33 protein-coding genes are annotated in these 23,442 nt (G+C 69.1%); 2 read left to right on the forward strand and 31 right to left on the reverse strand.

What is annotated here, in order from left to right; all coding sequences use genetic code 11:
* Positions 1 to 8: 8 nt before the first annotated feature.
* Together glmS and ABZ858_RS22555 are read right to left on the reverse strand one after the other, a co-directional pair.
* Positions 9 to 1,856, reverse strand: a complete 1,848-nt coding sequence (glmS, locus tag ABZ858_RS22550; protein ID WP_361381324.1) for a glutamine--fructose-6-phosphate transaminase (isomerizing) — start codon at positions 1,854 to 1,856, stop codon at positions 9 to 11.
* Between the two features lie 107 nt (positions 1,857 to 1,963).
* The gene (locus ABZ858_RS22555; RefSeq protein ID WP_361381327.1) at positions 1,964 to 2,758 is read right to left on the reverse strand and encodes a hypothetical protein; all 795 of its coding nucleotides are present in this window, start codon (positions 2,756 to 2,758) and stop codon (positions 1,964 to 1,966) included.
* A gap of 221 nt (positions 2,759 to 2,979) precedes the next feature.
* On the opposite strand from ABZ858_RS22555, the gene coaA reads away from it, so the two are divergent.
* The gene (gene coaA / locus ABZ858_RS22560) at positions 2,980 to 3,948 is read left to right on the forward strand and encodes a type I pantothenate kinase (RefSeq protein WP_361381330.1); all 969 of its coding nucleotides are present in this window, start codon (positions 2,980 to 2,982) and stop codon (positions 3,946 to 3,948) included.
* 72 nt (positions 3,949 to 4,020) lie between these two features.
* Here the strand turns inward: coaA and glmM are convergent, their stop codons facing one another.
* From glmM to rplM, 3 genes are all read right to left on the reverse strand, one after another.
* On the reverse strand, positions 4,021 to 5,379 hold the full coding sequence (glmM, locus tag ABZ858_RS22565; protein ID WP_361381333.1) for a phosphoglucosamine mutase: 1,359 nt from the start codon (positions 5,377 to 5,379) through the stop codon (positions 4,021 to 4,023).
* A gap of 243 nt (positions 5,380 to 5,622) precedes the next feature.
* On the reverse strand, positions 5,623 to 6,135 hold the full coding sequence (gene rpsI / locus ABZ858_RS22570; RefSeq protein WP_020276276.1) for a 30S ribosomal protein S9: 513 nt from the start codon (positions 6,133 to 6,135) through the stop codon (positions 5,623 to 5,625).
* A gap of 42 nt (positions 6,136 to 6,177) precedes the next feature.
* The gene (gene rplM / locus ABZ858_RS22575) at positions 6,178 to 6,621 is read right to left on the reverse strand and encodes a 50S ribosomal protein L13 (RefSeq protein WP_361381337.1); all 444 of its coding nucleotides are present in this window, start codon (positions 6,619 to 6,621) and stop codon (positions 6,178 to 6,180) included.
* A gap of 299 nt (positions 6,622 to 6,920) precedes the next feature.
* Here rplM and ABZ858_RS22580 point away from each other — a divergent pair, with 299 nt between their 5' ends.
* A complete protein-coding gene (locus tag ABZ858_RS22580; RefSeq protein WP_361381340.1) occupies positions 6,921 to 7,805 on the forward strand; it encodes a hypothetical protein in 885 nt (294 codons plus the stop codon).
* A 93-nt stretch (positions 7,806 to 7,898) separates the two neighbouring features.
* Here the strand turns inward: ABZ858_RS22580 and ABZ858_RS22585 are convergent, their stop codons facing one another.
* The 26 genes from ABZ858_RS22585 to rplV all read right to left on the reverse strand — a co-directional run bounded on the left by ABZ858_RS22585 (position 7,899) and on the right by rplV (position 23,420).
* Positions 7,899 to 9,191, reverse strand: a complete 1,293-nt coding sequence (locus ABZ858_RS22585; RefSeq protein WP_361381343.1) for a UDP-glucose/GDP-mannose dehydrogenase family protein — start codon at positions 9,189 to 9,191, stop codon at positions 7,899 to 7,901.
* A 112-nt stretch (positions 9,192 to 9,303) separates the two neighbouring features.
* Positions 9,304 to 10,158: a tRNA pseudouridine(38-40) synthase TruA gene (gene truA / locus ABZ858_RS22590; protein WP_361381346.1), complete on the reverse strand. Its 855-nt coding sequence runs from the start codon at positions 10,156 to 10,158 to the stop codon at positions 9,304 to 9,306.
* A gap of 82 nt (positions 10,159 to 10,240) precedes the next feature.
* Positions 10,241 to 10,726: a 50S ribosomal protein L17 gene (gene rplQ / locus ABZ858_RS22595; RefSeq protein ID WP_361381349.1), complete on the reverse strand. Its 486-nt coding sequence runs from the start codon at positions 10,724 to 10,726 to the stop codon at positions 10,241 to 10,243.
* Between the two features lie 182 nt (positions 10,727 to 10,908).
* On the reverse strand, positions 10,909 to 11,931 hold the full coding sequence (locus tag ABZ858_RS22600) for a DNA-directed RNA polymerase subunit alpha (RefSeq protein WP_361381352.1): 1,023 nt from the start codon (positions 11,929 to 11,931) through the stop codon (positions 10,909 to 10,911).
* Positions 11,932 to 12,131: 200 nt separating this feature from the next.
* Positions 12,132 to 12,536: a 30S ribosomal protein S11 gene (gene rpsK / locus ABZ858_RS22605; RefSeq protein WP_003956432.1), complete on the reverse strand. Its 405-nt coding sequence runs from the start codon at positions 12,534 to 12,536 to the stop codon at positions 12,132 to 12,134.
* 66 nt (positions 12,537 to 12,602) lie between these two features.
* A complete protein-coding gene (gene rpsM, locus ABZ858_RS22610) occupies positions 12,603 to 12,983 on the reverse strand; it encodes a 30S ribosomal protein S13 (protein ID WP_361381355.1) in 381 nt (126 codons plus the stop codon).
* Positions 12,984 to 13,185: 202 nt separating this feature from the next.
* Positions 13,186 to 13,299: a 50S ribosomal protein L36 gene (gene rpmJ, locus ABZ858_RS22615; RefSeq protein WP_003974245.1), complete on the reverse strand. Its 114-nt coding sequence runs from the start codon at positions 13,297 to 13,299 to the stop codon at positions 13,186 to 13,188.
* Between the two features lie 70 nt (positions 13,300 to 13,369).
* Positions 13,370 to 13,591, reverse strand: a complete 222-nt coding sequence (gene infA, locus ABZ858_RS22620; RefSeq protein ID WP_003948620.1) for a translation initiation factor IF-1 — start codon at positions 13,589 to 13,591, stop codon at positions 13,370 to 13,372.
* Positions 13,592 to 13,743: 152 nt separating this feature from the next.
* On the reverse strand, positions 13,744 to 14,580 hold the full coding sequence (gene map, locus ABZ858_RS22625; RefSeq protein WP_361381358.1) for a type I methionyl aminopeptidase: 837 nt from the start codon (positions 14,578 to 14,580) through the stop codon (positions 13,744 to 13,746).
* Between the two features lie 121 nt (positions 14,581 to 14,701).
* Entirely contained in the window at positions 14,702 to 15,364 is a 663-nt protein-coding gene (locus tag ABZ858_RS22630; RefSeq protein ID WP_361381361.1) for an adenylate kinase, read from the reverse strand.
* Entirely contained in the window at positions 15,364 to 16,677 is a 1,314-nt protein-coding gene (gene secY, locus ABZ858_RS22635; RefSeq protein ID WP_361381365.1) for a preprotein translocase subunit SecY, read from the reverse strand. The genes ABZ858_RS22630 and secY overlap by 1 nt, the downstream gene beginning before the upstream one ends.
* 243 nt (positions 16,678 to 16,920) lie before the next feature.
* A complete protein-coding gene (gene rplO / locus ABZ858_RS22640; RefSeq protein ID WP_361381368.1) occupies positions 16,921 to 17,376 on the reverse strand; it encodes a 50S ribosomal protein L15 in 456 nt (151 codons plus the stop codon).
* 2 nt (positions 17,377 to 17,378) lie between these two features.
* Positions 17,379 to 17,561 carry a 50S ribosomal protein L30 gene (gene rpmD / locus ABZ858_RS22645; protein ID WP_361381371.1) on the reverse strand — a complete coding sequence of 61 codons (183 nt, stop codon included), beginning with the start codon at positions 17,559 to 17,561 and terminating at the stop codon, positions 17,379 to 17,381.
* Between the two features lie 2 nt (positions 17,562 to 17,563).
* The gene (gene rpsE / locus ABZ858_RS22650) at positions 17,564 to 18,169 is read right to left on the reverse strand and encodes a 30S ribosomal protein S5 (protein WP_007494753.1); all 606 of its coding nucleotides are present in this window, start codon (positions 18,167 to 18,169) and stop codon (positions 17,564 to 17,566) included.
* 40 nt (positions 18,170 to 18,209) lie between these two features.
* On the reverse strand, positions 18,210 to 18,593 hold the full coding sequence (rplR, locus tag ABZ858_RS22655) for a 50S ribosomal protein L18 (protein WP_361381374.1): 384 nt from the start codon (positions 18,591 to 18,593) through the stop codon (positions 18,210 to 18,212).
* Between the two features lie 3 nt (positions 18,594 to 18,596).
* On the reverse strand, positions 18,597 to 19,136 hold the full coding sequence (rplF, locus tag ABZ858_RS22660; RefSeq protein ID WP_361381377.1) for a 50S ribosomal protein L6: 540 nt from the start codon (positions 19,134 to 19,136) through the stop codon (positions 18,597 to 18,599).
* A 24-nt stretch (positions 19,137 to 19,160) separates the two neighbouring features.
* Entirely contained in the window at positions 19,161 to 19,559 is a 399-nt protein-coding gene (rpsH, locus tag ABZ858_RS22665) for a 30S ribosomal protein S8 (protein ID WP_026252022.1), read from the reverse strand.
* 213 nt (positions 19,560 to 19,772) lie between these two features.
* Entirely contained in the window at positions 19,773 to 19,958 is a 186-nt protein-coding gene (locus ABZ858_RS22670; RefSeq protein WP_003948630.1) for a type Z 30S ribosomal protein S14, read from the reverse strand.
* Positions 19,959 to 19,963: 5 nt separating this feature from the next.
* The gene (gene rplE / locus ABZ858_RS22675; protein ID WP_361381380.1) at positions 19,964 to 20,521 is read right to left on the reverse strand and encodes a 50S ribosomal protein L5; all 558 of its coding nucleotides are present in this window, start codon (positions 20,519 to 20,521) and stop codon (positions 19,964 to 19,966) included.
* Positions 20,521 to 20,844, reverse strand: coding sequence for a 50S ribosomal protein L24 (gene rplX / locus ABZ858_RS22680; protein WP_310764877.1), 324 nt, complete (start codon positions 20,842 to 20,844; stop codon positions 20,521 to 20,523). The genes rplE and rplX overlap by 1 nt, the downstream gene beginning before the upstream one ends.
* Positions 20,845 to 20,846: 2 nt before the next feature.
* Positions 20,847 to 21,215, reverse strand: a complete 369-nt coding sequence (gene rplN, locus ABZ858_RS22685; RefSeq protein WP_003998823.1) for a 50S ribosomal protein L14 — start codon at positions 21,213 to 21,215, stop codon at positions 20,847 to 20,849.
* A gap of 97 nt (positions 21,216 to 21,312) precedes the next feature.
* Entirely contained in the window at positions 21,313 to 21,597 is a 285-nt protein-coding gene (gene rpsQ / locus ABZ858_RS22690; RefSeq protein ID WP_018543912.1) for a 30S ribosomal protein S17, read from the reverse strand.
* Positions 21,594 to 21,818: a 50S ribosomal protein L29 gene (rpmC, locus tag ABZ858_RS22695; protein ID WP_018564811.1), complete on the reverse strand. Its 225-nt coding sequence runs from the start codon at positions 21,816 to 21,818 to the stop codon at positions 21,594 to 21,596. The genes rpsQ and rpmC overlap by 4 nt, the downstream gene beginning before the upstream one ends.
* Positions 21,818 to 22,237 (reverse strand): 50S ribosomal protein L16, encoded by a 420-nt coding sequence (rplP, locus tag ABZ858_RS22700; protein WP_009190136.1) that lies wholly within the window; start codon positions 22,235 to 22,237, stop codon positions 21,818 to 21,820. The genes rpmC and rplP overlap by 1 nt, the downstream gene beginning before the upstream one ends.
* Before the next feature lie 5 nt (positions 22,238 to 22,242).
* Positions 22,243 to 23,073, reverse strand: a complete 831-nt coding sequence (rpsC, locus tag ABZ858_RS22705; protein ID WP_009190135.1) for a 30S ribosomal protein S3 — start codon at positions 23,071 to 23,073, stop codon at positions 22,243 to 22,245.
* Positions 23,073 to 23,420, reverse strand: coding sequence for a 50S ribosomal protein L22 (rplV, locus tag ABZ858_RS22710; protein WP_361381385.1), 348 nt, complete (start codon positions 23,418 to 23,420; stop codon positions 23,073 to 23,075). Before rplV ends, rpsC begins: the two co-directional genes overlap by 1 nt.
* Positions 23,421 to 23,442 lie beyond the last annotated feature (22 nt).

The following is a 23,442-nucleotide window of genomic DNA, read 5'->3' on the forward strand; positions in this document are numbered from 1 at the left end:
CGGCCCGCTCACTCCACCGTGACCGACTTCGCCAGGTTCCGGGGCTGGTCCACCTCGTTGCCGCGGGCGGTCGCCAGCTCGCAGGCGAACACCTGCAACGGCACGGTGGCCACCAGCGGCTGGAGCAGCGTCGGCGTGGCGGGGACCCGGATCAGGTGGTCGGCGTACGGGACCACCGCCTCGTCGCCCTCCTCCGCGATCACGATGGTCCGGGCGCCCCGCGCGCGGATCTCCTGGATGTTGGAGACGATCTTGTCGTGCAGCAGGGACCGGCCGCGCGGGGACGGGACCACCACGACCACCGGCAGGTCCTCGTCGATGAGGGCGATCGGCCCGTGCTTCAGCTCGCCCGCGGCGAAGCCCTCGGCGTGCATGTAGGCGAGTTCCTTGAGCTTGAGCGCGCCTTCGAGGGCGACCGGGTAGCCGACGTGCCGGCCCAGGAAGAGCACCGTGTTCTTGCCGGCCAGCGAGCGGGCGAGTTCCCGTACCGGCTCCATGGTCTCCAGGACCCGTTCGACGGCCCCGCCGATCTGCGACAGGTCGCGGATGACGGCACGGATCTCGTCGCCCCACTTGGTGCCCCGGACCTGGCCCAGGTACAGCGCGACCAGATAGCAGGCGACCAGCTGGGTCAGGAACGCCTTGGTGGAGGCGACCGCGACCTCGGGCCCGGCGTGCGTGTAGAGCACCGCGTCGGACTCGCGCGGGATGGTCGAGCCGTTGGTGTTGCAGATGGCCAGCACCTTGGCGCCCTGTTCACGGGCGTGCCGCAGCGCCATCAGGGTGTCCATGGTCTCGCCCGACTGCGAGATGGCGATGACCAGGGTCTGCGCGTCCAGGATCGGGTCGCGGTAGCGGAACTCGCTGGCGAGTTCGACCTCGCAGGGGATCCGGGTCCAGTGCTCGATGGCGTACTTGGCGATCAGGCCCGCGTGGAAGGCCGTGCCGCAGGCGACGATGACGACCTTGTCGGTCTCGCGCAGTGCGGACGCGGAGATGCGGACCTCGTCCAGGGTCAGGCTGCCCGCCGCGTCGATCCGGCCGAGCAGGGTGTCCGCGACCGCCTTGGGCTGCTCGGCGATCTCCTTGAGCATGAAGTAGTCGTAGCCGCCCTTCTCGGCGGCGGCGGCGTCCCAGTCGACGGTGTAGGAGCGGACCTCGGCGGGCCGCCCGTCGAAGCCGGTGACGCTCACGCCGTCGCGGCGCAGCTCGACCACCTGGTCCTGGCCCAGCTCGATGGCCGAGCGGGTGTGCGCGATGAACGCGGCGACGTCCGAGGCGAGGAACGCCTCGCCCTCGCCGACGCCCACCACCAGCGGGGAGTTGCGGCGGGCGCCGACGACCACGCCGGGCTCGTCGGCGTGCACGGCGACCAGCGTGAACGCCCCCTCCAGGCGCCGGCACACCAGCCGCATCGCCTCCGCGAGGTCGGCGCAGGCCGAGAACTCCTCGGCGAGCAGGTGCGCGACGACCTCGGTGTCGGTCTCGGAGGACAGGTCGTGGCCGCGCTCGGCCAGTTCGGCGCGGAGCAGGGCGAAGTTCTCGATGATGCCGTTGTGGACGACGGCCACGCGCCCGGCGTCGTCGAGGTGGGGGTGGGCGTTGGCGTCCGTGGGGCCGCCGTGGGTGGCCCAGCGGGTGTGCCCGATGCCGGTGGAACCGGCCGGCAGCGGCCGCTCGACCAGTTCCTTCTCCAGGTTGACCAGCTTCCCGGCCCGCTTCGCCGCCGCGAGGCCGCCGTCCGCGAGCACGGCGACGCCCGCCGAGTCGTAGCCCCGGTACTCCAGTCGTTTCAGCCCGGCCATCACGACATCGAGCGCCGACTGCGACCCCACGTATCCCACGATTCCGCACATGGCTCCGCAGCCTACGGCCCGTCAGCCGCCGAAATGCGGCACTCCGTGCCCGAAATCGGAAATTCCCGCCGGGTTACGCACACCCCGGCGGGAAGGGTGGCACCCCGTCACTTCAGCTTGGCGAGCTGGGCGTCGACGATCTCGGTGGGGAAGGGGAAGTCCTTGCCCGCACCGGCGGAGGCGAAGTTGGTCGTGATGAAGTGGGCCAGGGTGGCTCCCTTACGCACCACGGCAGCCTTCACCGACATCTTGTCGCCGTCACTGACGTCCAGCGTGAAGGTCACGGCCAGTGCCTCGTCACCTCCCTCGGGCGCGTCGGTCCGCGTCACCTTCAGGACCTTCGTCTCCTCTCCGTCCGCGGTGGACGCGAAGCCACCGGCACAGGAACGCGCCGCTGCGTTCAGGTCCTTCATCGCCTGCTCGGCGCCTCCGTCCGCGTAGGCGGCCAGCGTCACCCCGACGACGGGCCTGTCCACGCCGGCGAGGAACTTCTCCTCGTCCGAGGCGTCCGCGGCGGGCTTCTTCGGGTCCCCGGTCCAATGCCGCCCCGCCGCAGCCGACGGCTTGCCGACGTAGGCACCGCTCTGGAGGTGACCGAGCGGTACGCAGGCCGCGTCATTCACCTTCACCTGATCCTGCGCCGTCTCCTCCTTGGGTGAGACCTTGGCGACCTTGCCGCTCTTCACGTCCGCCTGCGTCAGCGCGGCCTTCTCCAGTTCCGCGGCGCTCAGCGGCGCGGCGGCGGGCGCGGCCGAGGACGGCGCAGCGGTCCTGCCGGGCTGGACGGTCTTGCCGCCGGTGTCCTTGCCGCCGTCGCCGGAGGAGCCGCAGGCGGTGGCGAACAGGGCGAGAGCGGCGGCGGAGGCGACGAGCGCGGTCCGGCGCACCGAGGTGGGTCTCACGGAGCGGGGCTCTTTCTCTACGGGCTGCGACAGGCCGCCGCAGCACTTTGCCCGCACTTTACGCACAGCTTCCCTACAGCTGATCATGGCCTTGCCTCACCGGTACCCGACCGTGACTTCGCTGTGATCACGGCCCGGCGGCAGCGGGCACGTGACCGACCCCACCCCCCGCCCCGTTCGAACTCCGTTAACAATGGACTGTGATCTCTCCGGTCCCCTCGATGCCCCGGAGCGCCCACCGGTCCAAGCCGGAGGCGACTCCCTACGTCGACCTCACCCGCGCCGAGTGGAGCGCGCTGCGTGACAAGACGCCGCTGCCGCTCACCGCACAGGAGGTGGAGCGGCTGCGCGGCCTCGGCGATGTCATCGACCTCGACGAGGTGCGCGACGTCTATCTGCCGCTCTCCCGCCTCCTCAACCTCTACGTCGGCGCCACCGACACCCTGCGCGGCGCGCTGAACACCTTCCTCGGCGAGCAGGGCTCCCAGTCGGGCACCCCGTTCGTCATAGGAGTGGCGGGCTCGGTCGCGGTCGGCAAGTCGACCGTGGCCCGGCTGCTCCAGGCGCTGCTCTCGCGCTGGCCCGAGCACCCCCGGGTCGAACTGGTCACCACCGACGGCTTCCTGCTGCCCACGCGGGAGCTGGAGACGCGCGGCCTGATGTCCCGCAAGGGCTTCCCGGAGTCCTACGACCGCAGGGCGCTGACCCGGTTCGTCGCCGACATCAAGGCCGGCAAGGCCGAGGTGACGGCGCCCGTCTACTCGCACCTCATCTACGACATCGTCCGTGGCGAGCGGCTCACCGTCCGCCGCCCGGACATCCTGATCGTCGAGGGCCTGAACGTGCTCCAGCCCGCGCTGCCCGGCCAGGACGGCCGCACCCGGGTCGGGCTCGCGGACTACTTCGACTTCAGCGTGTACGTCGACGCGCGCACCGAGGACATCGAGCGCTGGTACCTGAACCGGTTCCGCAAGCTGCGCGAGACCGCCTTCCAGGACCCCTCCTCGTACTTCCGCAAGTACACGCAGGTCTCCGAGGACGAGGCGCTGGACTACGCCCGCACCATGTGGCGGACCATCAACAAGCCCAATCTGGTGGAGAACATCGCGCCCACCCGGGGCCGGGCGACGCTCGTCGTGCGCAAGGGGCCGGACCACAAGGTGCAGCGCCTGAGCCTGCGCAAGCTCTGAGCCCAGACCGCGCGGGATCCCGCGGCGGGGCCACCGGACCGGCGGTGCCGGCGGCCCCGTACCGGCCGGACGTCAGCCCAGCGCCGACTTCACCGCGTCGGCCAGCCGCCCGGCCACCGACCGGGCCTGCTCGATGTCCGCGGCCTCGACCATCACCCGGACCAGCGGCTCGGTGCCCGAGGGGCGCAGCAGCACCCGGCCGGTGCCGCCCAGCTCGCGCTCCGCCTCGGTGACGGCGGCGGCCAGGTCGGCGGAGGTCCGCACCCGGGACTTGTCCACGTCGGGGACGTTGACCAGGACCTGCGGCAGGCGCTCCATCACCGCGGCCAGATCACGCAGCGTACGGCCGCTCTCCGCGACCCGGGCCGCCAGCATCAGGCCGGTCAGCGTGCCGTCGCCGGTGGTGGCGTGGTCGAGGATGATGACGTGGCCGGACTGCTCGCCGCCGAGCGCGAACCCCTCGGCCTTCATCTCCTCCAGGACATAGCGGTCACCGACGGCGGTCTGCACGAGGCGGATGCCCTCGCGCTCCATGGCCAGCTTGAAGCCCAGGTTCGACATGACGGTGGCCACCACCGTCTCGGAGCGCAGCGCGCCGTGCTCGCGCATGGCCAGCGCCAGCACGGCCAGGATCTGGTCGCCGTCGACCTCCTCGCCGGTGTGGTCCACGGCCAGGCAGCGGTCGGCGTCGCCGTCGTGCGCGATGCCGAGGTGGGCGCCGTGCGCGACGACGGCGGCCTTGATCTTGTCCAGGTGGGTGGAGCCGCAGCCGTCGTTGATGTTGAGGCCGTCCGGCTCCGCGCCGATGGTGACGATCTCGGCCCCGGCCCGCGCGAACGCCTCGGGCGAGACCCGGGCGGCGGCGCCGTGCGCCTCGTCCAGGACGATCTTCAGGCCGTCGAGACGGTTCGGCAGGACACCGACGAGATGGGCGACGTACTTGTCGAAGCCCTCGTCGTACTCGCGGACCCGGCCGACGCCCGAGCCGGTCGGACGGTCCCAGGGGGCGCCGGTGCGGTGCTCCTCGTAGATCCGCTCGATGCTGTCCTCCAGCTCGTCGGCGAGCTTGTGGCCGCCGCGGGCGAAGAACTTGATGCCGTTGTCGGGCATGGCGTTGTGGCTGGCCGACAGCATCACACCGAGGTCGGCGCCGAGCGCGCCGGTCAGGTACGCCACCGCGGGCGTCGGCAGCACACCCACGCGCAGCACGTCCACCCCGGCGCTGGCCAGGCCCGCGACCACGGCGGCCTCCAGGAACTCACCGGAGGCACGCGGGTCGCGGCCGACCACGGCCTTGGGGCGGTGGCCCTCGAAGGTGCCCGCCTCGGCCAGCACGTGCGCCGCGGCGACGGAGAGGCCGAGCGCCATCTCGGCGGTCAGGTCCGCGTTGGCGACGCCGCGCACGCCGTCCGTGCCGAAGAGTCGTCCCACTTGTCCTCCTGAGAAAGCGTCAGTTCGTGAAGCCGTGCCGGGGGTGTGCGGCCCGCGTTCACTGTTCACCGGGTCGTGTCGCCGCTGCCGTCACAGGTCCCGGACCCGGGCATCCGATCACACCAGCCGTTGAGCACCTTGTGCCGTTATACGCCCAAGGCCGGTGATAAACGAACGCCCCGGCGGCACAGTGGCGTGCCGCCGGGGCGTTCGGAGTAGGGCCTGTCCGCAGGCAGCCGCTGTTTAGCGCTTGCTGTACTGCGGAGCCTTACGGGCCTTCTTCAGACCGGCCTTCTTGCGCTCGACCGCACGGTCGTCGCGCTTGAGGAAGCCGGCCTTCTTGAGCGGGCCGCGGTTGTTGTCGACGTCGGCCTCGTTCAGGGCGCGGGCGACACCGAGACGCAGGGCACCGGCCTGGCCGGAGACACCGCCACCGGCGATGCGGGCGACGACGTCGTAACGGCCTTCGAGCTCCAGCACCTTGAAGGGCTCGTTGACTTCCTGCTGGTGCACCTTGTTGGGGAAGTAGTCCTCAAGGGTGCGGCCGTTGATCTTCCACTTGCCGGTGCCCGGGACGATCCGGACGCGGGCGATGGCGTTCTTGCGACGGCCCAGGCCGGCGGCCGGCTGGGGCTCGCCGAAGCGGGAGGCCATGGACTCCGAGGTGTACTCACCCTCGACGGGGACCTCGGACTCGGTGGTGTAGCTGTCGATGTCAAGCTCTTCGAGCGGCTGCTCGGCAGTGGTCTCGGCCACGATTCTCCTCAGATTCTCTGCTGGTCTTGGGGGTGGCCGGAGTTACTGCGCGACCTGGGTGATCTCGAACGGCACCGGCTGCTGGGCGCCGTGCGGGTGCTGGTCACCCTTGTAGACCTTCAGCTTCGAGAGCATCTGACGGCCCAGGGAGTTCTTGGGGAGCATGCCCTTGACGGCCTTCTCGACGGCCTTCTCGGGGTTGTTCGCGAGCAGGTCGTCGTAGCGGACGGACCGCAGACCACCCGGGTAGCCGGAGTGGCGGTACGCCATCTTCTGGGTCCGCTTGTTGCCGGACAGGTGCACCTTGTCGGCGTTGACGATGATGACGAAGTCACCGGCGTCGACGTGCGGCGCGTAGATCGGCTTGTGCTTGCCCCGCAGAAGGGTGGCGGCGGTGGTCGCCAGGCGGCCCAGGACGACGTCCTGGGCGTCAATGACATGCCACTGGCGCGTGATGTCGCCGGGCTTGGGGCTGTACGTACGCACGGTTCGTAGCCTTCGCTTCTTCAGTGAATGGTCCTGACAAGGTCACCGAAGACGATCACGACAGCCCTGACCGCACAGCGGTGACGCAAACCGCGTGCTGGTCGCTGGTCATCGGCCCGGTGGACCGGTGTAAGGGCCGGGTCCGTGAGAAGAGCCAAGCCAATACACAACGAACAGGCAGGATACCCGTGGCGGCTCGGCCCGGTCAAAACGGGTGCGCCGCCGCTGGTCCCGCGTGTTCCGCACCCCAGTGTACGGGCGCCCCGGCGCCGACAGGAGCCGCCGTTAGGATGCGGCCCATGACTCATGGGCAGGGGGGCGGCTCACAGTCCCAGTGGGACCCCTGGAAACCGAATTCCCAGCAGCAGCCGTGGAACAGCGCGGACGGCGACCGGACCCCCGACTGGGCGGCGCTGGCCGAGGCGTCCGAGACGCGTGCCAAACGGCGCCGGATGCTGTTCATCGGCGGTGGCGCGCTGGCCACCGTCGCGGTCGGCGCGGCCGTCGCCGTGGCCGTGGTGTCCGCGAACAGCGGCGGCGGCACCTCCGGCCCGCACGCCTCCGGCCTGCCCACCGCGGCCCTGCCGAGCGGCTCCGCCTCGGCCCCCTCCTTCGCGCCCACCAGCGCCCCGCCGCCGCTGGACCCCAAGGACTTCATATCCAGCGCCAAGAAGGACACCGCCCCGCTCGGCCCGGACACGCTCTTCCCGGGCACCACCCTCACCATGGGCGCGAACGTGTACCGGAAGGGCCCCACGGCCGACACCAAGAGCTGCGCCGACGCCGCCCAGGGCACCCTGGCCAAGGTCCTCACCGACAACGGCTGCACCCGCCTGATCCGCGCCACCTACACGCAGAGCGGCGTCGCCGTCACCGTCGGTGTCGCCGTCTTCGGCACCGAGGCGCAGGCCACCAAGGCCAAGGGCCAGGCCGACAAGAAGAGCATCGTCGCGCCGCTGGCCGGCGGCGGCGTCGCGGCCTTCTGCGACGGCGCGGTCTGCCGCTCCACCACGAACTCCTACGGCCGCTACGCCTACTTCACCCTCACCGGTCTCCCCGGCGCCAAGAACGTGACGGCCAAGGACACCAAGGCGTTCCGCACCGGCGACGACCTCGCCGAGTTCGCCTTCCGCCAGATCCGCCGGCGCGGCGAGGCCCAGGCGTCGGCCGCGGCGAACCGGTAGAACCGGTAGAACCGGCAGAACCGGCAGAACCGGCAGAACCAGCAGGCCCGGGGCACGGGGCACAGGACCCGGGCGCGCACGGCACCCGCCGCGTCACCGCGCGGGCGTGCCCAGCGCCCGGAACCGCCACCCCGCCGCCCGCCAGGCGTCCGCGTCCAGCGCGCCCCGGCCGTCCACGATCCGCGACCGGGCCACCAGCGTGCCGGCCCGCCGCGGATCGACCTCGCGGAACTGCGGCCACTCGGTCAGGTGCAGCACCAGCTCCGCCCCGCGCAGCGCCTCCTCGACGGAGAGCGCGTACCCGAGCAGCGGGAACGCCTTGCGCGCGTTGTCCATCGCCTCGGGGTCGTAGACCGTCACATCGGCGCCGTCCAGGTCCAGGCGGGCCGCCACGTTCAGCGCGGGCGAGTCGCGGATGTCGTCGGAGTCCGGCTTGAAGGCCGCCCCCAGCACGGCCACCCGCGCCCCGAGCACACTGCCCGCGCACAGCTCACGGGCCAGCGCGATCACCCGGTCCCGGCGCCGCATGTTGATCGCGTCGACCTGCCGCAGGAACCCCAGGTCCACGCCCAGCTCGGCGGCGCGGTGCGCGAAGGCGCGGATGTCCTTGGGCAGGCAGCCGCCGCCGAAGCCGACCCCGGCCCGCAGGAACGCCCGCCCGATCCGGGTGTCGTGCCCCAGCGCCTCGGACAGGTGCCGCACGTCACCGCCGGTGGCCTCGCACACCTCGGCCATCGCGTTGATGAAGGAGATCTTGGTGGCCAGGAAGGAGTTCGCGGCCGTCTTGACCAGCTCGGCGGTGGCGAAGTCGGTGACGACCAGCGGTGTCCCGGCGGCGAGCACCGGCGCGTACACAGCGCGCAGCAGCCGCTCCGCGCGGCCCGTGCGCACCCCGAGGACCAGCCGGTCGGGACGCAGGGTGTCCTCGACGGCGAAGCCCTCCCGCAGGAACTCCGGGTTCCACGCGATCTCGGCACGGCGGTGGGCGTCCGCGAGCCGCGCCGCCGTGCCCACCGGCACCGTCGACTTGCCCACCAGCAGGGCGCCCTTGCGGGCGTGCCGCGCGATCGCCCCGAAAGCGCTCTCCACGTACGTCAGGTCCGCGCCGTCCCCGTCCCGGCACTGCGGGGTCCCCACGCACACGAAGTGCACCTGCCCGAAGGCACCGGCCTCCTCGTACGACGAGGTGACCCGCAGCCGCCCGCTCGCCGTGTGCCGGGCGACCATCCCGGCCAGCCGCGGCTCGTGGAACGGCACCCGGCCGGCCCGCAGCGCCGCCACCTTGCCGGCGTCGGTGTCGACCCCGACCACCTCGTGTCCCAGCTCCGCCAGGCAGGCGGCGTGCGTGGCACCCAGGTAGCCGGTGCCGATGACGGTGAGCCGCATGGGGTCCGCCTCTCTCGCGTACGCCCCCTGCCGCCGGCGTACGGCGGCAGGTCGGTCCAGCGAGTTCCCGCCCGGCCGGAACCGTACCGTCACCCAGGGTGAGCGGCCCCGCTCAGCAGCAGCCGGCCGCCGGCAGCGACCGCTTGTTGCGCGCCTCCCGGCTGCGCGCGGCCAGCAGCTCATCGGCCGGGTAGCCGACCTCCTCCAGGGTCAGCCCGTGCGGCCGCACCACGTGCACCGCGGAGTCCCGGACGCCCGCCGCCAGCACCTCGCCCGGCCAGTCGGGCGGCCGGTGCCCGTCCCCGACGAACAGCAGCGCCCCGATCAGCGAACGCACCATGTTGTGGCAGAAGGCGTCCGCGCGCACGGTCGCGGTGACGATCCCGTCCGCGCCCCGCTCCAGGCTCAGCTCCTGGAGGGTGCGGATGGTGGTCGCGCCCTCGCGCTTCTTGCAGTACGCGGCGAAGTCGTGCTCCCCCAGCAGCCGCCGGGCGGCCTCGTTCATGGCGGCCACGTCGAGCGGCCAGTCGTGCCACAGCACATGGCCGCGCAGCAGCGGGTCCACCCCGCCGGGGTTGTCGGTGACCCGGTAGGCGTAGAGGCGCCAGACGGCCGAGAAACGGGCGTTGAAGCCGCTGGGCGCGGGCCGCAGCGCCCACACCCGCACATCGCGGGGCAGCCGCCCGGCGAGCCGCTTCAGCAGCTTCTCGTGGTGCTCGCGCCAGACCTCCTCCGGCAGGTCCACGTGCGCCACCTGGCCGCGCGCGTGCACCCCGGCGTCGGTCCGCCCGGCCACGGTCAGCTCGTACGTCTCCTGCGCCCGCGTCACCGTGCGCAGCGCGTCCTCGATCTCCCCCTGCACGGTCCGCCTGCCGCCGGCCTGCTTGGCCCAGCCGTGGAAGCCGCTGCCGTCGTAGGACAGGTCGAGGCGGACCCGGACCTGGCCGGGCTGTACGTCGTCGCTCACACAGAGATCCTCTCAGGTACGAAAAAGCGGGCCCGCTCCTGGAAGGAACGGACCCGCGAACGCCCCGGAGGGCGCGGAACGCTTACGCGTCCTTGGACTCCTCGGCCGGAGCCTCGGTGGCCTCGGTCTGCTCGACCTGGGCCTCGTCGGACTCCTTGACCGCACGCTTGGTGGCGGCCTCGGCCTCGCCCACGGCGTTCTGCTGCACCGTCAGCGCCTCGACCAGCTCGATGACGGCCATGGGCGCGTTGTCGCCACGGCGGTTACCGATCTTGGTGATGCGGGTGTAGCCACCGGGACGGTTCTCGTAGCGCGGGCCGATCTCGGTGAAGAGCGTGTGGACGACGCTCTTGTCCGTGATCACCTGGAGCACCTGACGGCGGTTGTGAAGGTCGCCCTTCTTCGCCTTGGTGACCAGACGCTCGGCGTACGGCCGCAGCCGGCGCGCCTTCGCCTCGGTGGTGGTGATGCGGCCGTGCTCGAACAGCGCCTTCGCGAGGTTCGCGAGGAGGAGCTTCTCGTGCGCGGCGCTGCCGCCCAGACGGGCACCCTTGGTGGGCCTCGGCATGATGTTTCTCCTAGAGGTCTGCCCCGGCCGTATCAGGTACCGGAGTCAGTATCCGAGCAGGCGGTCGCCTGTCGGAGATCCGGACGAGGCCCCGAAGGGGCTCGTCCGGAAAGGGTGCGGGCAACCGCGCGCTCAAGCACAGCGCACCCGCACCCGAGTACGGACCGGAAGGCCCGGGCTTCTCAGTACTGCTCGGTCTCCACGAAGCCCGCGTCCGCGTCGTCGTCCGCGCCGAACGCGTCCGCGGCGGCGGTCGGGTCGAACCCGGGAGGCGAGTCCTTCAGCGCCAGGCCCATACCGGCCAGCTTCGCCTTGACCTCGTCGATGGACTTCGCACCGAAGTTGCGGATGTCCAGCAGGTCCGCCTCGGAGCGCGCGACCAGCTCACCCACGGAGTGGATGCCCTCACGCTTGAGGCAGTTGTACGACCGGACGGTGAGCTCCAGCTCCTCGATCGGCAGCGCCAGGTCCGCGGCGAGGGCGGCGTCCGTGGGCGAGGGGCCCATGTCGATGCCCTCGGCGTCGATGTTCAGCTCGCGGGCGAGACCGAACAGCTCGACCAGGGTCTTGCCGGCGGAGGCCATGGCGTCACGCGGACGCATCGCCTGCTTGGTCTCGACGTCGACGATCAGCTTGTCGAAGTCGGTGCGCTGCTCGACACGGGTCGCCTCGACCTTGTACGTGACCTTGAGCACCGGCGAGTAGATGGAGTCGACCGGGACCCGGCCGATCTCCTGGCCCGCCTGCTTGTTCTGCACGGCGGAGACGTAGCCGCGACCGCGCTCGACGGTCAGCTCCATCTCCAGCTTGCCCTTGCCGTTGAGCGTGGCGAGGACGAGGTCGGGGTTGTGCACCTCGACACCGGCCGGGGGCGCGATGTCGGCGGCGGTGACCAGACCCGGGCCCTGCTTGCGCAGGTACATCACGACCGGCTCGTCGTGCTCCGAGGAGACGACCAGCTGCTTGATGTTGAGGATCAGGTCGGTGACGTCCTCCTTGACGCCCGGCACGGTGGTGAACTCGTGCAGGACACCGTCGATGCGGATGGACGTGACCGCCGCACCCGGGATCGAGGAGAGGAGCGTACGGCGCAGGGAGTTGCCGAGGGTGTAGCCGAAGCCCGGCTCCAGCGGCTCGATCACGAACCGGGAGCGGAACTCGTCGACGACCTCTTCGGTCAACGAGGGGCGCTGAGCGATCAGCATCTGTGGATCAGATCCTTCTTTCGTGGACGCCCGCTATTTGACGTCCGACGGGACCGCGCCCGAAGGGGTGCGGTACTGCAAGGGTACGGGCGGCACGACCCGAAAGAGCCGTACCGCCCGAGAAGCCTGGTGAAGCGAGGTCAGACGCGACGGCGCGGGTTACCTCCGCTCACGCGGAGACGGCACCGCAGCCGACCGGGTCAGACGCGACGACGCTTCGGCGGGCGGCAGCCGTTGTGCGGGGTCGGGGTGACGTCCTGGATGGAGCCGACCTCGAGACCGGTCGCCTGGAGCGAACGGATGGCGGTCTCACGACCGGAACCCGGGCCCTTGACGAACACGTCGACCTTGCGCATGCCGTGCTCCTGGGCGCGGCGGGCAGCCGACTCGGCGGCCATCTGCGCGGCGAACGGCGTGGACTTCCGGGAGCCCTTGAAGCCGACGTGGCCGGCGGAGGCCCAGGAGATCACGTTGCCGCTCGGGTCGGTGATCGAAACGATGGTGTTGTTGAACGTGCTCTTGATGTGCGCGTGGCCGTGAGCGACGTTCTTCTTTTCCTTGCGGCGCACCTTCTTGGCAGCGCCCTGACGTCCCTTGGGGGGCATGTCGTTCTCCTACGGGAGGTGGTCGGTCCTACAGCGAAGACCGCTGGACGGCGAGTCCGCTGCGGACTACTTCTTGCCCGGCTTCTTCTTGCCGGCGATGGCGCGACGCGGGCCCTTGCGGGTACGGGCGTTCGTGCTGGTGCGCTGACCGCGGACGGGCAGACCGCGGCGGTGCCGCAGGCCCTGGTAGCAGCCGATCTCGACCTTGCGGCGGATGTCGGCCTGGATCTCGCGACGGAGGTCACCCTCGGTCTTGATGTTGTTGTCCACGTACTCGCGGATCGCGACGAGCTGCTCCTCGGAGAGGTCGCGGACGCGGGTGTCGGGGTCGATGCCGGTGGCAGCCAGCGTCGCCTGGGACAGGGTCCGGCCGATGCCGAACACGTAGGTGAGGGCGACCTCCACGCGCTTTTCGCGCGGGATGTCAACACCGGAAACGCGTGCCATTCAATGGCTCCAGTTTGATCTTCGGAGGTCTTCCACAGGACCTGTTCCCAGCCGCCGTACGAGGTACGGACTGGGTCCCCGGCCTCCGAGCCGGGGGTGTCGAGCGGGCGATGCCGCCGCTCGGGACCTGCGTATGAACATATTCAGCTCGCGTCGCGCGAAACTCTGCGATAGAGGTGCAGAGGGTGCGGTCGGTCGTGCGTCAGCCCTGGCGCTGCTTGTGGCGCGGGTTGTCGCAGATGACCATGACCCGGCCGTGACGGCGGATCACCCTGCACTTGTCGCAGATCTTCTTGACGCTCGGCTTGACCTTCATGGGATGTGAGGTTCTCCGGGTCAGTTGCCGGCGGACCCACGGCATGAGCGCCGCGGGACGTGGGCAAGATCTACTTGTACCGGTAGACGATCCGGCCACGCGTCAGGTCGTACGGAGACAGCTCCACCACGACCCGGTCGTCAGGGAGGATGCGGATGTAGTGCATACGCATCTTGCCGCTGATGTGTGCCAGGACCTGGTGGCCGTTCTGGAGCTCGACCTTGAACATGGCGTTCGGCAGAGACTCGACGACAGTGCCCTCGATCTCGATGGCACCTTGCTTCTTGGCCACGCTTCGCCCTTCGAATCGACTACCTTGATCGACTCTCCACGCTTCCCTTACGGGCACATGCGGACATGCGGATGCACGAGAGCCGACGAGTCAGTCTACGTCAGCGCACCCGGAAACACGAATCGGAAAATCCTGCCCTGCGGCGGAGATCGTTATGCCAACGGATCGGGAGCGGCCGCGATGCCCAGCTCCGCCAGCTTCGCCTTGCCGCCGTCCGGGGCGGTCAGGACCAGGGGGCCCTGCTCGGTCAGCGCGACCGAGTGCTCCCAGTGCGAGGACCACGTGCCGTCGGTGGTGATGACGGTCCAGTCGTCTTCGAGGACCCGGGTGCGCGGGGTGCCCAGGGAGACCATGGGCTCGATGGCCAGGCAGAAGCCGGGGACCAGCTTGGGGCCCTTGCCGCGGCGGCGGTCGACGTAGTTCAGCAGGTGCGGGTCCATGTGCATCTCGGTGCCGATGCCGTGGCCGCCGTAGTCCTCGATGATCCCGTACTTGCCGCCGCCCGGCTTGGGCTGGCGGCGGATGTACGTCTCGACCGCGCGGGAGATGTCGACCAGCCGGTTGCCCGGCTTCATGGCCGCGATGCCGGCCCACATCGACTCCTCCGTCACCCGCGACAGCTCGACCAGCTCCGGGGCGTGGCCGGAGCCGACGAACGCCGTGTACGCCGCGTCCCCGTGCCAGCCGTCGACGATCGCGCCGCAGTCGATGGAGATGACGTCACCGTCCTTGAGGACGACCTCGTCGGAGGGGATGCCGTGCACGACGACCTCGTTGACCGAGGTGCAGATGGTGGCCGGGAAGCCGCCGTAGCCGAGGAAGTTCGGCTTGGCGTTGTGCTCGGCGAGCACCTTGCGGGCCACCTCGTCCAGGTCCTTGGTGGTGGCCCCGGGCACGGCCGCCTCCCGGGTGGCCGCGTGGATCGCGGCGACGACCAGCCCCGCCGCACGCATTGTGGCGATCTGCTCGGGGGTCTTGATCTGCACCATGGGAACGGGGGCCTTTCTGGACCGGGGGGACCGACTGCTTCCACCTTACGGGCGCGGGCGCGCCCACAGCGCAGCCGCGGCCCCTTCCCGAGGGAACCGCGGCTGTCACCGACGGAGAGGACTACTGCGTCGCGTCCTCGCGCTTGAGCGCCTCCAGCGCCCGCCGCGTGATCTCGTCGACCGGACCGAGCGAGGAGATCGTCACGACCAGGCCCTGCGCCCGGTAGTAGTCGATGATCGGCTCGGTCTGCGTGTGGTAGACCTCCAGCCGCTTGCGCACGGTGTCCTCGTGGTCGTCGTCGCGCTGGTACAGCTCGCCGCCGCAGACGTCGCAGACGCCCTCCTGCTTCGGCTTGCTGTACGTCACGTGGAAGACGTGGCTGGAGTCGTTGCGGCAGATGCGCCGGCCGGCGATCCGCTTGACGACCTCGTCCTCGGGGACCTCCAGGTCCAGCACCGCGTCCAGCTTGATGTCCTCGCCGTCCAGCAGCTCGTCCAGCGCCTGGGCCTGGGACACGTTGCGCGGGAAGCCGTCCAGCAGGAAACCGCCCTGCGCGTCCGGCTGCCCCATGCGGTCCTTGGCCATCGCGATGGTGACCTCGTCCGGGACCAGATTGCCGGCGTCCATGTAGGACTTCGCGAGCTTGCCCAGCTCCGTCTGTCCGCTGATGTTCGCGCGGAACAGGTCACCCGTGGAGATGTGCGGGATCGACAGCTTCTCGGCAAGACGGACGGCCTGCGTACCCTTGCCTGCGCCCGGCGGCCCGACGAGGACGATTCGCATCAGCGGAGGAACCCTTCGTAATTGCGCTGCTGGAGCTGGCTCTCGATCTGCTTCACCGTCTCCAGGCCCACACCCACGATGATGAGGATGCTGGTCCCGCCGAAGGGGAAGTTCTGGCTTGCCCCGAAGCCCACCAACGCCACTGTCGGCACGAGAGCGATCAGACCCAGATACAGCGAACCCGGCCAGGTGATCCGGTTGAGCACGTACGACAGGTACTCAGCGGTCGGTCGGCCAGCCCGGATGCCCGGGATGAAGCCACCATACTTCTTCATGTTGTCGGCGACTTCCTCGGGGTTGAAGGAGATCGCCACGTAGAAGAACGCGAAGAACACGATGAGCAAGAAGTACAGAGTGATGTAAAGCGGGTGATCGCCCTTGGTCAGGTTCTGCTGGACCCAGGCCTTCCACCCCGAATTGCCTCCGGAGAACTGCGCGACCAGGGCCGGGATGTAGAGCAGCGACGAGGCGAAGATGACGGGAATCACACCCGCCTGGTTCACCTTGAGCGGGATGTACGTCGACGTACCGCCGTAGGACCGGCGGCCGATCATGCGCTTCGCGTACTGCACCGGGATGCGGCGCTGGGCCTGCTCGACGAAGACCACCAGGCCGACCATGATCAGGCCGACCAGGATGACGGTGCCGAACTCGATCCAGCCGCCGGCCAGGGTGCCCGCCTTCTTGATGGCCCACAGCGCGGAGGGGAACGTGGCGGCGATCGAGATGAACATCAGGATCGACATGCCGTTGCCGATGCCGCGGTCGGTGATCAGCTCACCGAGCCACATCACGACACAGGTGCCGGCGGTCATGCAGATCACCATCACGATGGTGTTGAAGATCGCCTGGTCCGGGACGATGCTCGACGCGACCGTGCAGTTGCCGAACAGGGCACCGCTGCGGGCGGTGGCGACCAGTCCGGTGCCCTGCAGGATGGCGAGCGCCACCGTCAGGTAACGGGTGTACTGGGTGATCTTGGTCGTGCCGGCCTGGCCCTCCTTCTTGAGGGCCTCAAGCCGCGGGATCACCACGGTCAGCAGCTGCAGGATGATGCTCGCCGTGATGTACGGCATGATCCCGAGGGCGAAGACCGTGATCTGCAGCAGCGCGCCGCCGCTGAACATGTTGACCAGGCCGAAGAGTCCCTGGTTGCCGGACGCCTCGGACACGCACTGCTGGACGGCCTTGTAGTTGACGCCCGGGATCGGGATGTGGGTACCGACGCGGTAGACCACGATGATGCCGAGTGTGAAGAGCAGCTTCTTGCGCAGGTCGGGCGTCCTGAACGCCCGGGCGAAGCCGGTGAGCACGGTGCCTCCTGCGACCCCCGCGCACGTGCGTCAGGGTGACGGATTCGAGGTTCCAACAGAGAACGACTGAACGGACAACGGATGACTGCCGCTCCGGGTGCCCGTGATGAGCATCCGGTGGACGTGGACAGTGCTGGCCACCTTACCGGCGACACCGCCCCCCTAGGAACGACCAACCGGGGATACCCCATTTGTGGGTATCCCCGGTCGGGATCGTTCAGGTCATCGAGACGGCCGGATGTTTCAGACCAGCTCGGTGACGCTACCGCCGGCGGCGGTGATCTTCTCCTTGGCGGAGCCGGAGACGGCGTCCACCGTCACCTGCAGCGCCACGGAGACCTCGCCCTGGCCCAGGACCTTGACGAGGCTGTTCTTGCGAACGGCACCCTTGGCCACCAGGTCCTCGACCGTGACCTCGCCACCCTGCGGGTAGAGCGCGGCCAGCTTGTCGAGGTTGACGACCTGGTACTCGGTCTTGAACGGGTTCTTGAAGCCCTTCAGCTTCGGGAGGCGCATGTGGAGGGGCATCTGGCCACCCTCGAAGCGCTCCGGAACCTGGTAGCGGGCCTTCGTGCCCTTGGTACCACGACCGGCCGTCTTACCCTTCGACGCCTCACCACGACCCACACGGGTCTTGGCGGTCTTGGCGCCCGGGGCGGGACGGAGGTTGTGGATCTTGAGCGGGTTGTTCTCCGCCATGATCAGTCGACCTCCTCGACCGTCACGAGGTGGCGGACGGTGTGCACCATGCCGCGGAACTCGGGGCGGTCCTCCTTGACGACCACGTCACCCAGGCGCTTGAGGCCCAGGGAACGCAGGGTGTCACGGTGGTTCTGCTTGCTGCCGATGTAGGACTTCTTCTGCGTGATCTTGAGCTGCGCCATGATTACGCACCCGCCCCGGCACGCGCACGCAGGAGGGCAGCGGGAGCGACGTCCTCCAGCGGCAGACCGCGGCGGGCCGCGACCTCCTCGGGACGCTGCAGGCCCTTGAGGGCCGCCACCGTGGCGTGCACGATGTTGATCGCGTTGTCGGAGCCGAGCGACTTCGACAGGATGTCGTGGATACCGGCGCACTCGAGCACGGCACGCACCGGGCCACCGGCGATAACACCGGTACCGGGCGACGCGGGCTTGAGCAGCACGACGCCGGCAGCCTTCTCACCCTGGATCGGGTGCGGGATGGTGCCCTGGATGCGGGGGACCTTGAAGAAGTGCTTCTTGGCCTCCTCAACACCCTTGGCGATGGCGGCCGGCACCTCCTTGGCCTTGCCGTATCCGACACCCACGGTGCCGTCACCGTCGCCCACCACGACCAGCGCGGTGAAGCTGAAGCGACGACCACCCTTCACAACCTTGGCGACGCGGTTGATCGCGACGACGCGCTCAACGTACGCGGTCTTCTCGGCGGCAGCTGCGCCGCCGTCACGGCCCTTCCGGTCCCGCCGCTCGCCGCCACCGGCACCGCCACCGCGGCGCTGGGGTCCAGCCATTGGAATTACCTCTCTCTGTTTCCGCTAGCTCGGAACCGGCTCAGAACTTCAGGCCGGCTTCGCGGGCGGCGTCCGCCAGGGCGGCGATGCGCCCGGCGTACTGGTTGCCACCACGGTCGAACACGACAGCCTCGACACCGGCGGCCTTGGCGCGCTCGGCGACCAGGGCGCCGACCTGCTTGGCCTGCGCGGACTTGTCGCCCTCGCCGCCGCGGATCGACGTGTCCAGCGTGGACGCCGATGCCACGGTGTGGCCCTTGAGGTCGTCGATCACCTGCGCCACGATGTGGCGGTTGGAGCGGGTCACGACCAGACGGGGGCGCTCCGCCGTACCGGCGATCCGCTTGCGGATCCGGATGTGACGGCGCTTGATCGCGGCGCGCTTGTAGGCGTCGCCCTTGAGGATCTTCTGCCCGTATGCCATGGCTTACTTACCCGCCTTTCCGACCTTGCGGCGGATGACTTCGCCCTCGTACTTGACACCCTTGGCCTTGTACGGGTCGGGCTTGCGCAGCTTGCGGATGTTGGCCGCAACCTCGCCGACCTTCTGCTTGTCGATGCCCTCGACCGAGAAGCGGGTGGGGGCCTCCACCTTGAAGGTGATGCCCTCGGGTGCCTCGACGGTGATCGGGTGGCTGTAGCCGAGCGCGAACTCGAGGTTCGAGCCCTTGGCCGTCACGCGGTAACCGACACCGCTGATCTCGAGCTTCTTCACGTAACCCTGGGTCACGCCGGTGATCATGTTCGCCACCAGCGTGCGGGACAGGCCGTGCAGGGCCTTGTTCTGACGCTCGTCGTTCGGACGGGTGACGTTCAGCACGCCGTCCTCACCCTTGACGATGTCGATCGGCGCGACGACGGTGTGGGTCAGCGAGCCCTTGGGGCCCTTGACCGAGACCGTACGGCCGTCGATGGTGACGTCCACGCCGGCGGGAACCGTGATGGGGAGCTTGCCAATACGCGACATAGCTGTTTCCTCCGTTCCCTTCCGTTACCAGACGTAGGCGAGGACTTCCCCACCCACGCCCTTCTTGCCGGCCTGCTTGTCGGTGAGGAGACCGTGCGACGTGGAGATGATCGCCACGCCGAGGCCGCCGAGCACCTTCGGCAGGTTGGTGGACTTCGCGTAGACCCGGAGACCGGGCTTCGAGATCCGCTTGATGCCCGCGATGGAGCGCTCACGGTTCGGGCCGTACTTCAGCTCGAGGACGAGGTTCTTGCCGACCTCGGCGTCCTCGGTCTTCCAGCCGGTGATGAAGCCCTCCTGCTGGAGGATCTCCGCGATGTGCGACTTGATCTTCGATGCCGGCATCGTCACGGAGTCGTGGTATGCCGAGTTCGCGTTCCGCAGACGCGTAAGCATGTCTGCGATCGGATCAGTCATGGTCATGAATTGGCCTTCGGCCTCTCTCGCCGGGGTTTCCTGGTGCGCCATCCCTCTCCCCGATCCGAGACGGGACGGGTGCGGCGCGGTGGACCTACGGCGTAGTAAGTCGTCTAGGGCGCGGCAGGCGCCCAACCCCACAAGCCTAAGCCATGGGGGGTGGGCATCCTGCCGACCCCGGTTGCTTACCGAGAGCCCTGTTTCAACCCAAGTGGGTTGTTACCAGGAGCTCTTGGTCACGCCCGGCAGCTCGCCACGGTGAGCCATCTCACGAAGGCACACGCGGCACAGGCCGAACTTGCGGTACACGGAGTGCGGACGACCGCAGCGCTGGCAGCGGGTGTAGCCACGCACACCGAACTTGGGCTTGCGAGCAGCCTTCGCGATGAGAGCCTTCTTCGCCATCTCGCTCACGCCTCCTTGAACGGGAAGCCGAGGTGACGGAGAAGGGCGCGGCCCTCTTCGTCGTTGGTCGCCGTGGTGACCACGGTGATGTCCATACCCCGGACACGGTCGATCTTGTCCTGGTCGATCTCGTGGAACATGACCTGCTCCGTGAGACCGAAGGTGTAGTTGCCACGGCCGTCGAACTGCTTGGGGGACAGGCCGCGGAAGTCGCGGATGCGCGGGAGCGCGAGCGACAGGGTGCGGTCCAGGAACTCCCACATGCGGTCGCCACGGAGCGTGACGTGGGCACCGATCGGCTGGCCCTCACGCAGCTTGAACTGCGCGATGGACTTGCGGGCCTTGGTGACCGCGGGCTTCTGGCCGGTGATCGTGGTGAGGTCGCGGATGGCGCCCTCGATCAGCTTGGAGTCGCGGGCGGCGTCGCCCACACCCATGTTGACCACGATCTTGACGAGACCGGGGATCTGCATGACGTTCTCGTACTTGAACTCGTCACGCAGCTTGGCGGCGATCTCGCCGCGGTACTTCTGCTTCAGACGCGGGGCAGTGGTGGTAGCCATCAGATGTCCTCACCCGTCCGCTTGGCAACGCGGATCTTGTTGCCCTCGTCGTCGAAGCGGTAACCGACGCGCGTGACGACCTTGTTGCCGTCCTTCTCCACGACCAGCTGGACGTTGGAGACGTGGATCGGGGCCTCGGTGGTCACGATGCCGCCGGCCTGGGAACCGCTGGCGGTGGGGCCGGCCTTGGTGTGCTTCTTGACCCGGTTGACACCCTCGACCAGGACGCGGTCCTCGCGGGGGTAGGCCGCGATGACCTTGCCCTGCTTGCCCTTGTCCTTACCGGTGATGACCTGGACCAGGTCGCCCTTCTTGATCTTCATGCTCACAGCACCTCCGGCGCGAGGGAGATGATCTTCATGAACTTCTTCTCGCGCAGCTCACGGCCCACGGGGCCGAAGATACGGGTGCCGCGAGGGTCGCCGTCGTTCTTCAGAATGACGGCGGCGTTCTCGTCGAAGCGGATGTACGAGCCGTCCGGACGGCGGCGCTCCTTGACGGTGCGAACGATGACCGCCTTGACGACGTCACCCTTCTTCACGTTGCCACCGGGGATCGCGTCCTTGACGGTGGCGACGATGACGTCACCGATGCCCGCGTAGCGGCGACCGGAGCCACCGAGCACACGGATGCAAAGGATTTCCTTCGCACCAGTGTTGTCGGCGACACGCAGCCGCGACTCCTGCTGGATCACGTCTATCTCCTGTTTGTCTGCCGGTTCCCCGGGGGCCGCTCGGCGAGCGGCCCCCGGAGCCTGGCGGAACTGTCCTGCGAGGGGTGCCCCGCAGGAATTACTTGGCCTTCTCGAGGATCTCGACGACGCGCCAGCGCTTCGTCGCGGACAGCGGCCGGGTCTCCATCAGGAGGACACGGTCGCCGACACCCGCGGCGTTCTGCTCGTCGTGCGCCTTGAGCTTGTTCGTACGGCGGATGACCTTGCCGTACAGCGCGTGCTTGACGCGGTCCTCGACGGCGACGACGACGGTCTTGTCCATCTTGTCGCTGACGACGAGACCCTCACGGGTCTTGCGGAAGCCGCGCGCCTCTGCGTTCTCAGTCACGTTCTTCTCGCTCATGCGTTCTCCACCGTTTCGATGCCCAGCTCACGCTCGCGCATCAGGGTGTAGATCCGCGCGATGTCCTTACGGACCGCCTTCAGACGGCCGTGGTTCTCGAGCTGGCCCGTCGCCGCCTGGAAACGGAGGTTGAACAGCTCTTCCTTGGCCTCGCGGAGCTTGCCCAGAAGCTCCTCGTTGCCCAGCTCGCGCAGCTCGGACGCCTTGGTACCGGCCGACATCACGCTTCACCTGCCTCGCGCTTGACGATCCGGCACTTCATCGGCAGCTTGTGGGCCGCACGGGTCAGCGCCTCACGGGCGATCTTCTCGTTGGGGTACGACAGCTCGAACATGACGCGTCCGGGCTTGACGTTCGCGATCCACCACTCCGGAGAACCCTTACCGGAACCCATGCGGGTCTCGGCCGGCTTCTTGGTGAGGGGACGGTCCGGGTAGATGTTGATCCAGACCTTGCCGCCACGCTTGATGTGGCGGGTCATCGCGATACGGGCCGCCTCGATCTGGCGGTTCGTCACGTAGGCCGGGGTCAGCGCCTGGATGCCGTATTCGCCGAACGCAACCTGCGTCCCACCCTTGGACATACCGTTGCGCTTCGGGTGGTGCTGCTTGCGGTGCTTGACCCTACGGGGGATCAGCATTTCGGTCAGGCCTCCGTTCCGGTGCTCTCAGCCGGAGCGGCAGCGGCCGGAGCCTCGGCCTTGGGGGCCTCGGCGGCGGGGGCCGACTGCTGCTGCGGCTTGCGACCGCGCCGCTCGCCACCACGGCCACCACGGGCCGGGCGGTCGGCACCGCCACGGGCCGGGCGGTTACCCGCACGGGCCGCAGCGTTCTCGGCGCGGACCTCGGCGATGTTCTTGACGTCGCCCTTGTAGATCCAGACCTTCACGCCGATGCGGCCGAAGGTCGTCTTGGCCTCGAAGAAGCCGTAGTCCACGTTCGCGCGGAGCGTGTGCAGGGGCACGCGGCCCTCGCGGTAGAACTCCGAGCGGGACATCTCGGCGCCACCGAGGCGGCCACCGCACTGGATCTTGATGCCCTTGGCGCCGGCCTTCATCGCCGACTGCATGCTCTTGCGCATGGCACGGCGGAAGGAGACGCGGGAGGAGAGCTGCTCGGCGACGGCCTGGGCCACCAGCTGAGCGTCGGTCTCCGGGTTCTTGACCTCAAGGATGTTCAGCTGGACCTGCTTGCCGGTCAGCTTCTCCAGGTCACCGCGGATGCGGTCGGCCTCGGCGCCGCGGCGGCCGATGACGATGCCCGGGCGGGCGGTGTGGATGTCCACCCGCACGCGGTCACGGGTGCGCTCGATCTCCACCTTCGAGATGCCGGCGCGCTCCATGCCGGACGTCATCATCCGACGGATGGCGACGTCTTCCTTGACGTAGTCCTTGTACAGCTTGTCGGCGTACCAACGCGACTTGAAGTCGGTCGTGACACCGAGCCGGAACCCGTGCGGGTTTACCTTCTGGCCCATTACCGGGTTCCTTCCTTGCTGCTGACGACCACGGTGATGTGGCTGGTCCGCTTGCGGATCCGGTAGGCACGGCCCTGGGCGCGCGGCCGGAACCGCTTCAGGGTCGGGCCCTCGTCGACGTAGGCCTCGGAAATGACGAGGCTGTCGACATCGGTGTGGTCGTAGTTGTGCGCGGCGTTGGCGATGGCGCTGTCCAGCACCTTGCCGACCGGCACGCTCGCGGCCTGCGGGGCGAAACGCAGGACCGCCTGAGCCTCCGTGGCGCCCATGCCACGGATGAGGTCCACCACACGGCGGGCCTTCATGGGCGTGACGCGGATGTACCGCGCCTGGGCCCTGGCTTCCATGGTTGTCCCTTCAGTGTTTGTC

Source organism: Streptomyces sp. NPDC047017, assembly GCF_040644175.1.
Lineage (GTDB): Bacteria > Actinomycetota > Actinomycetes > Streptomycetales > Streptomycetaceae > Streptomyces.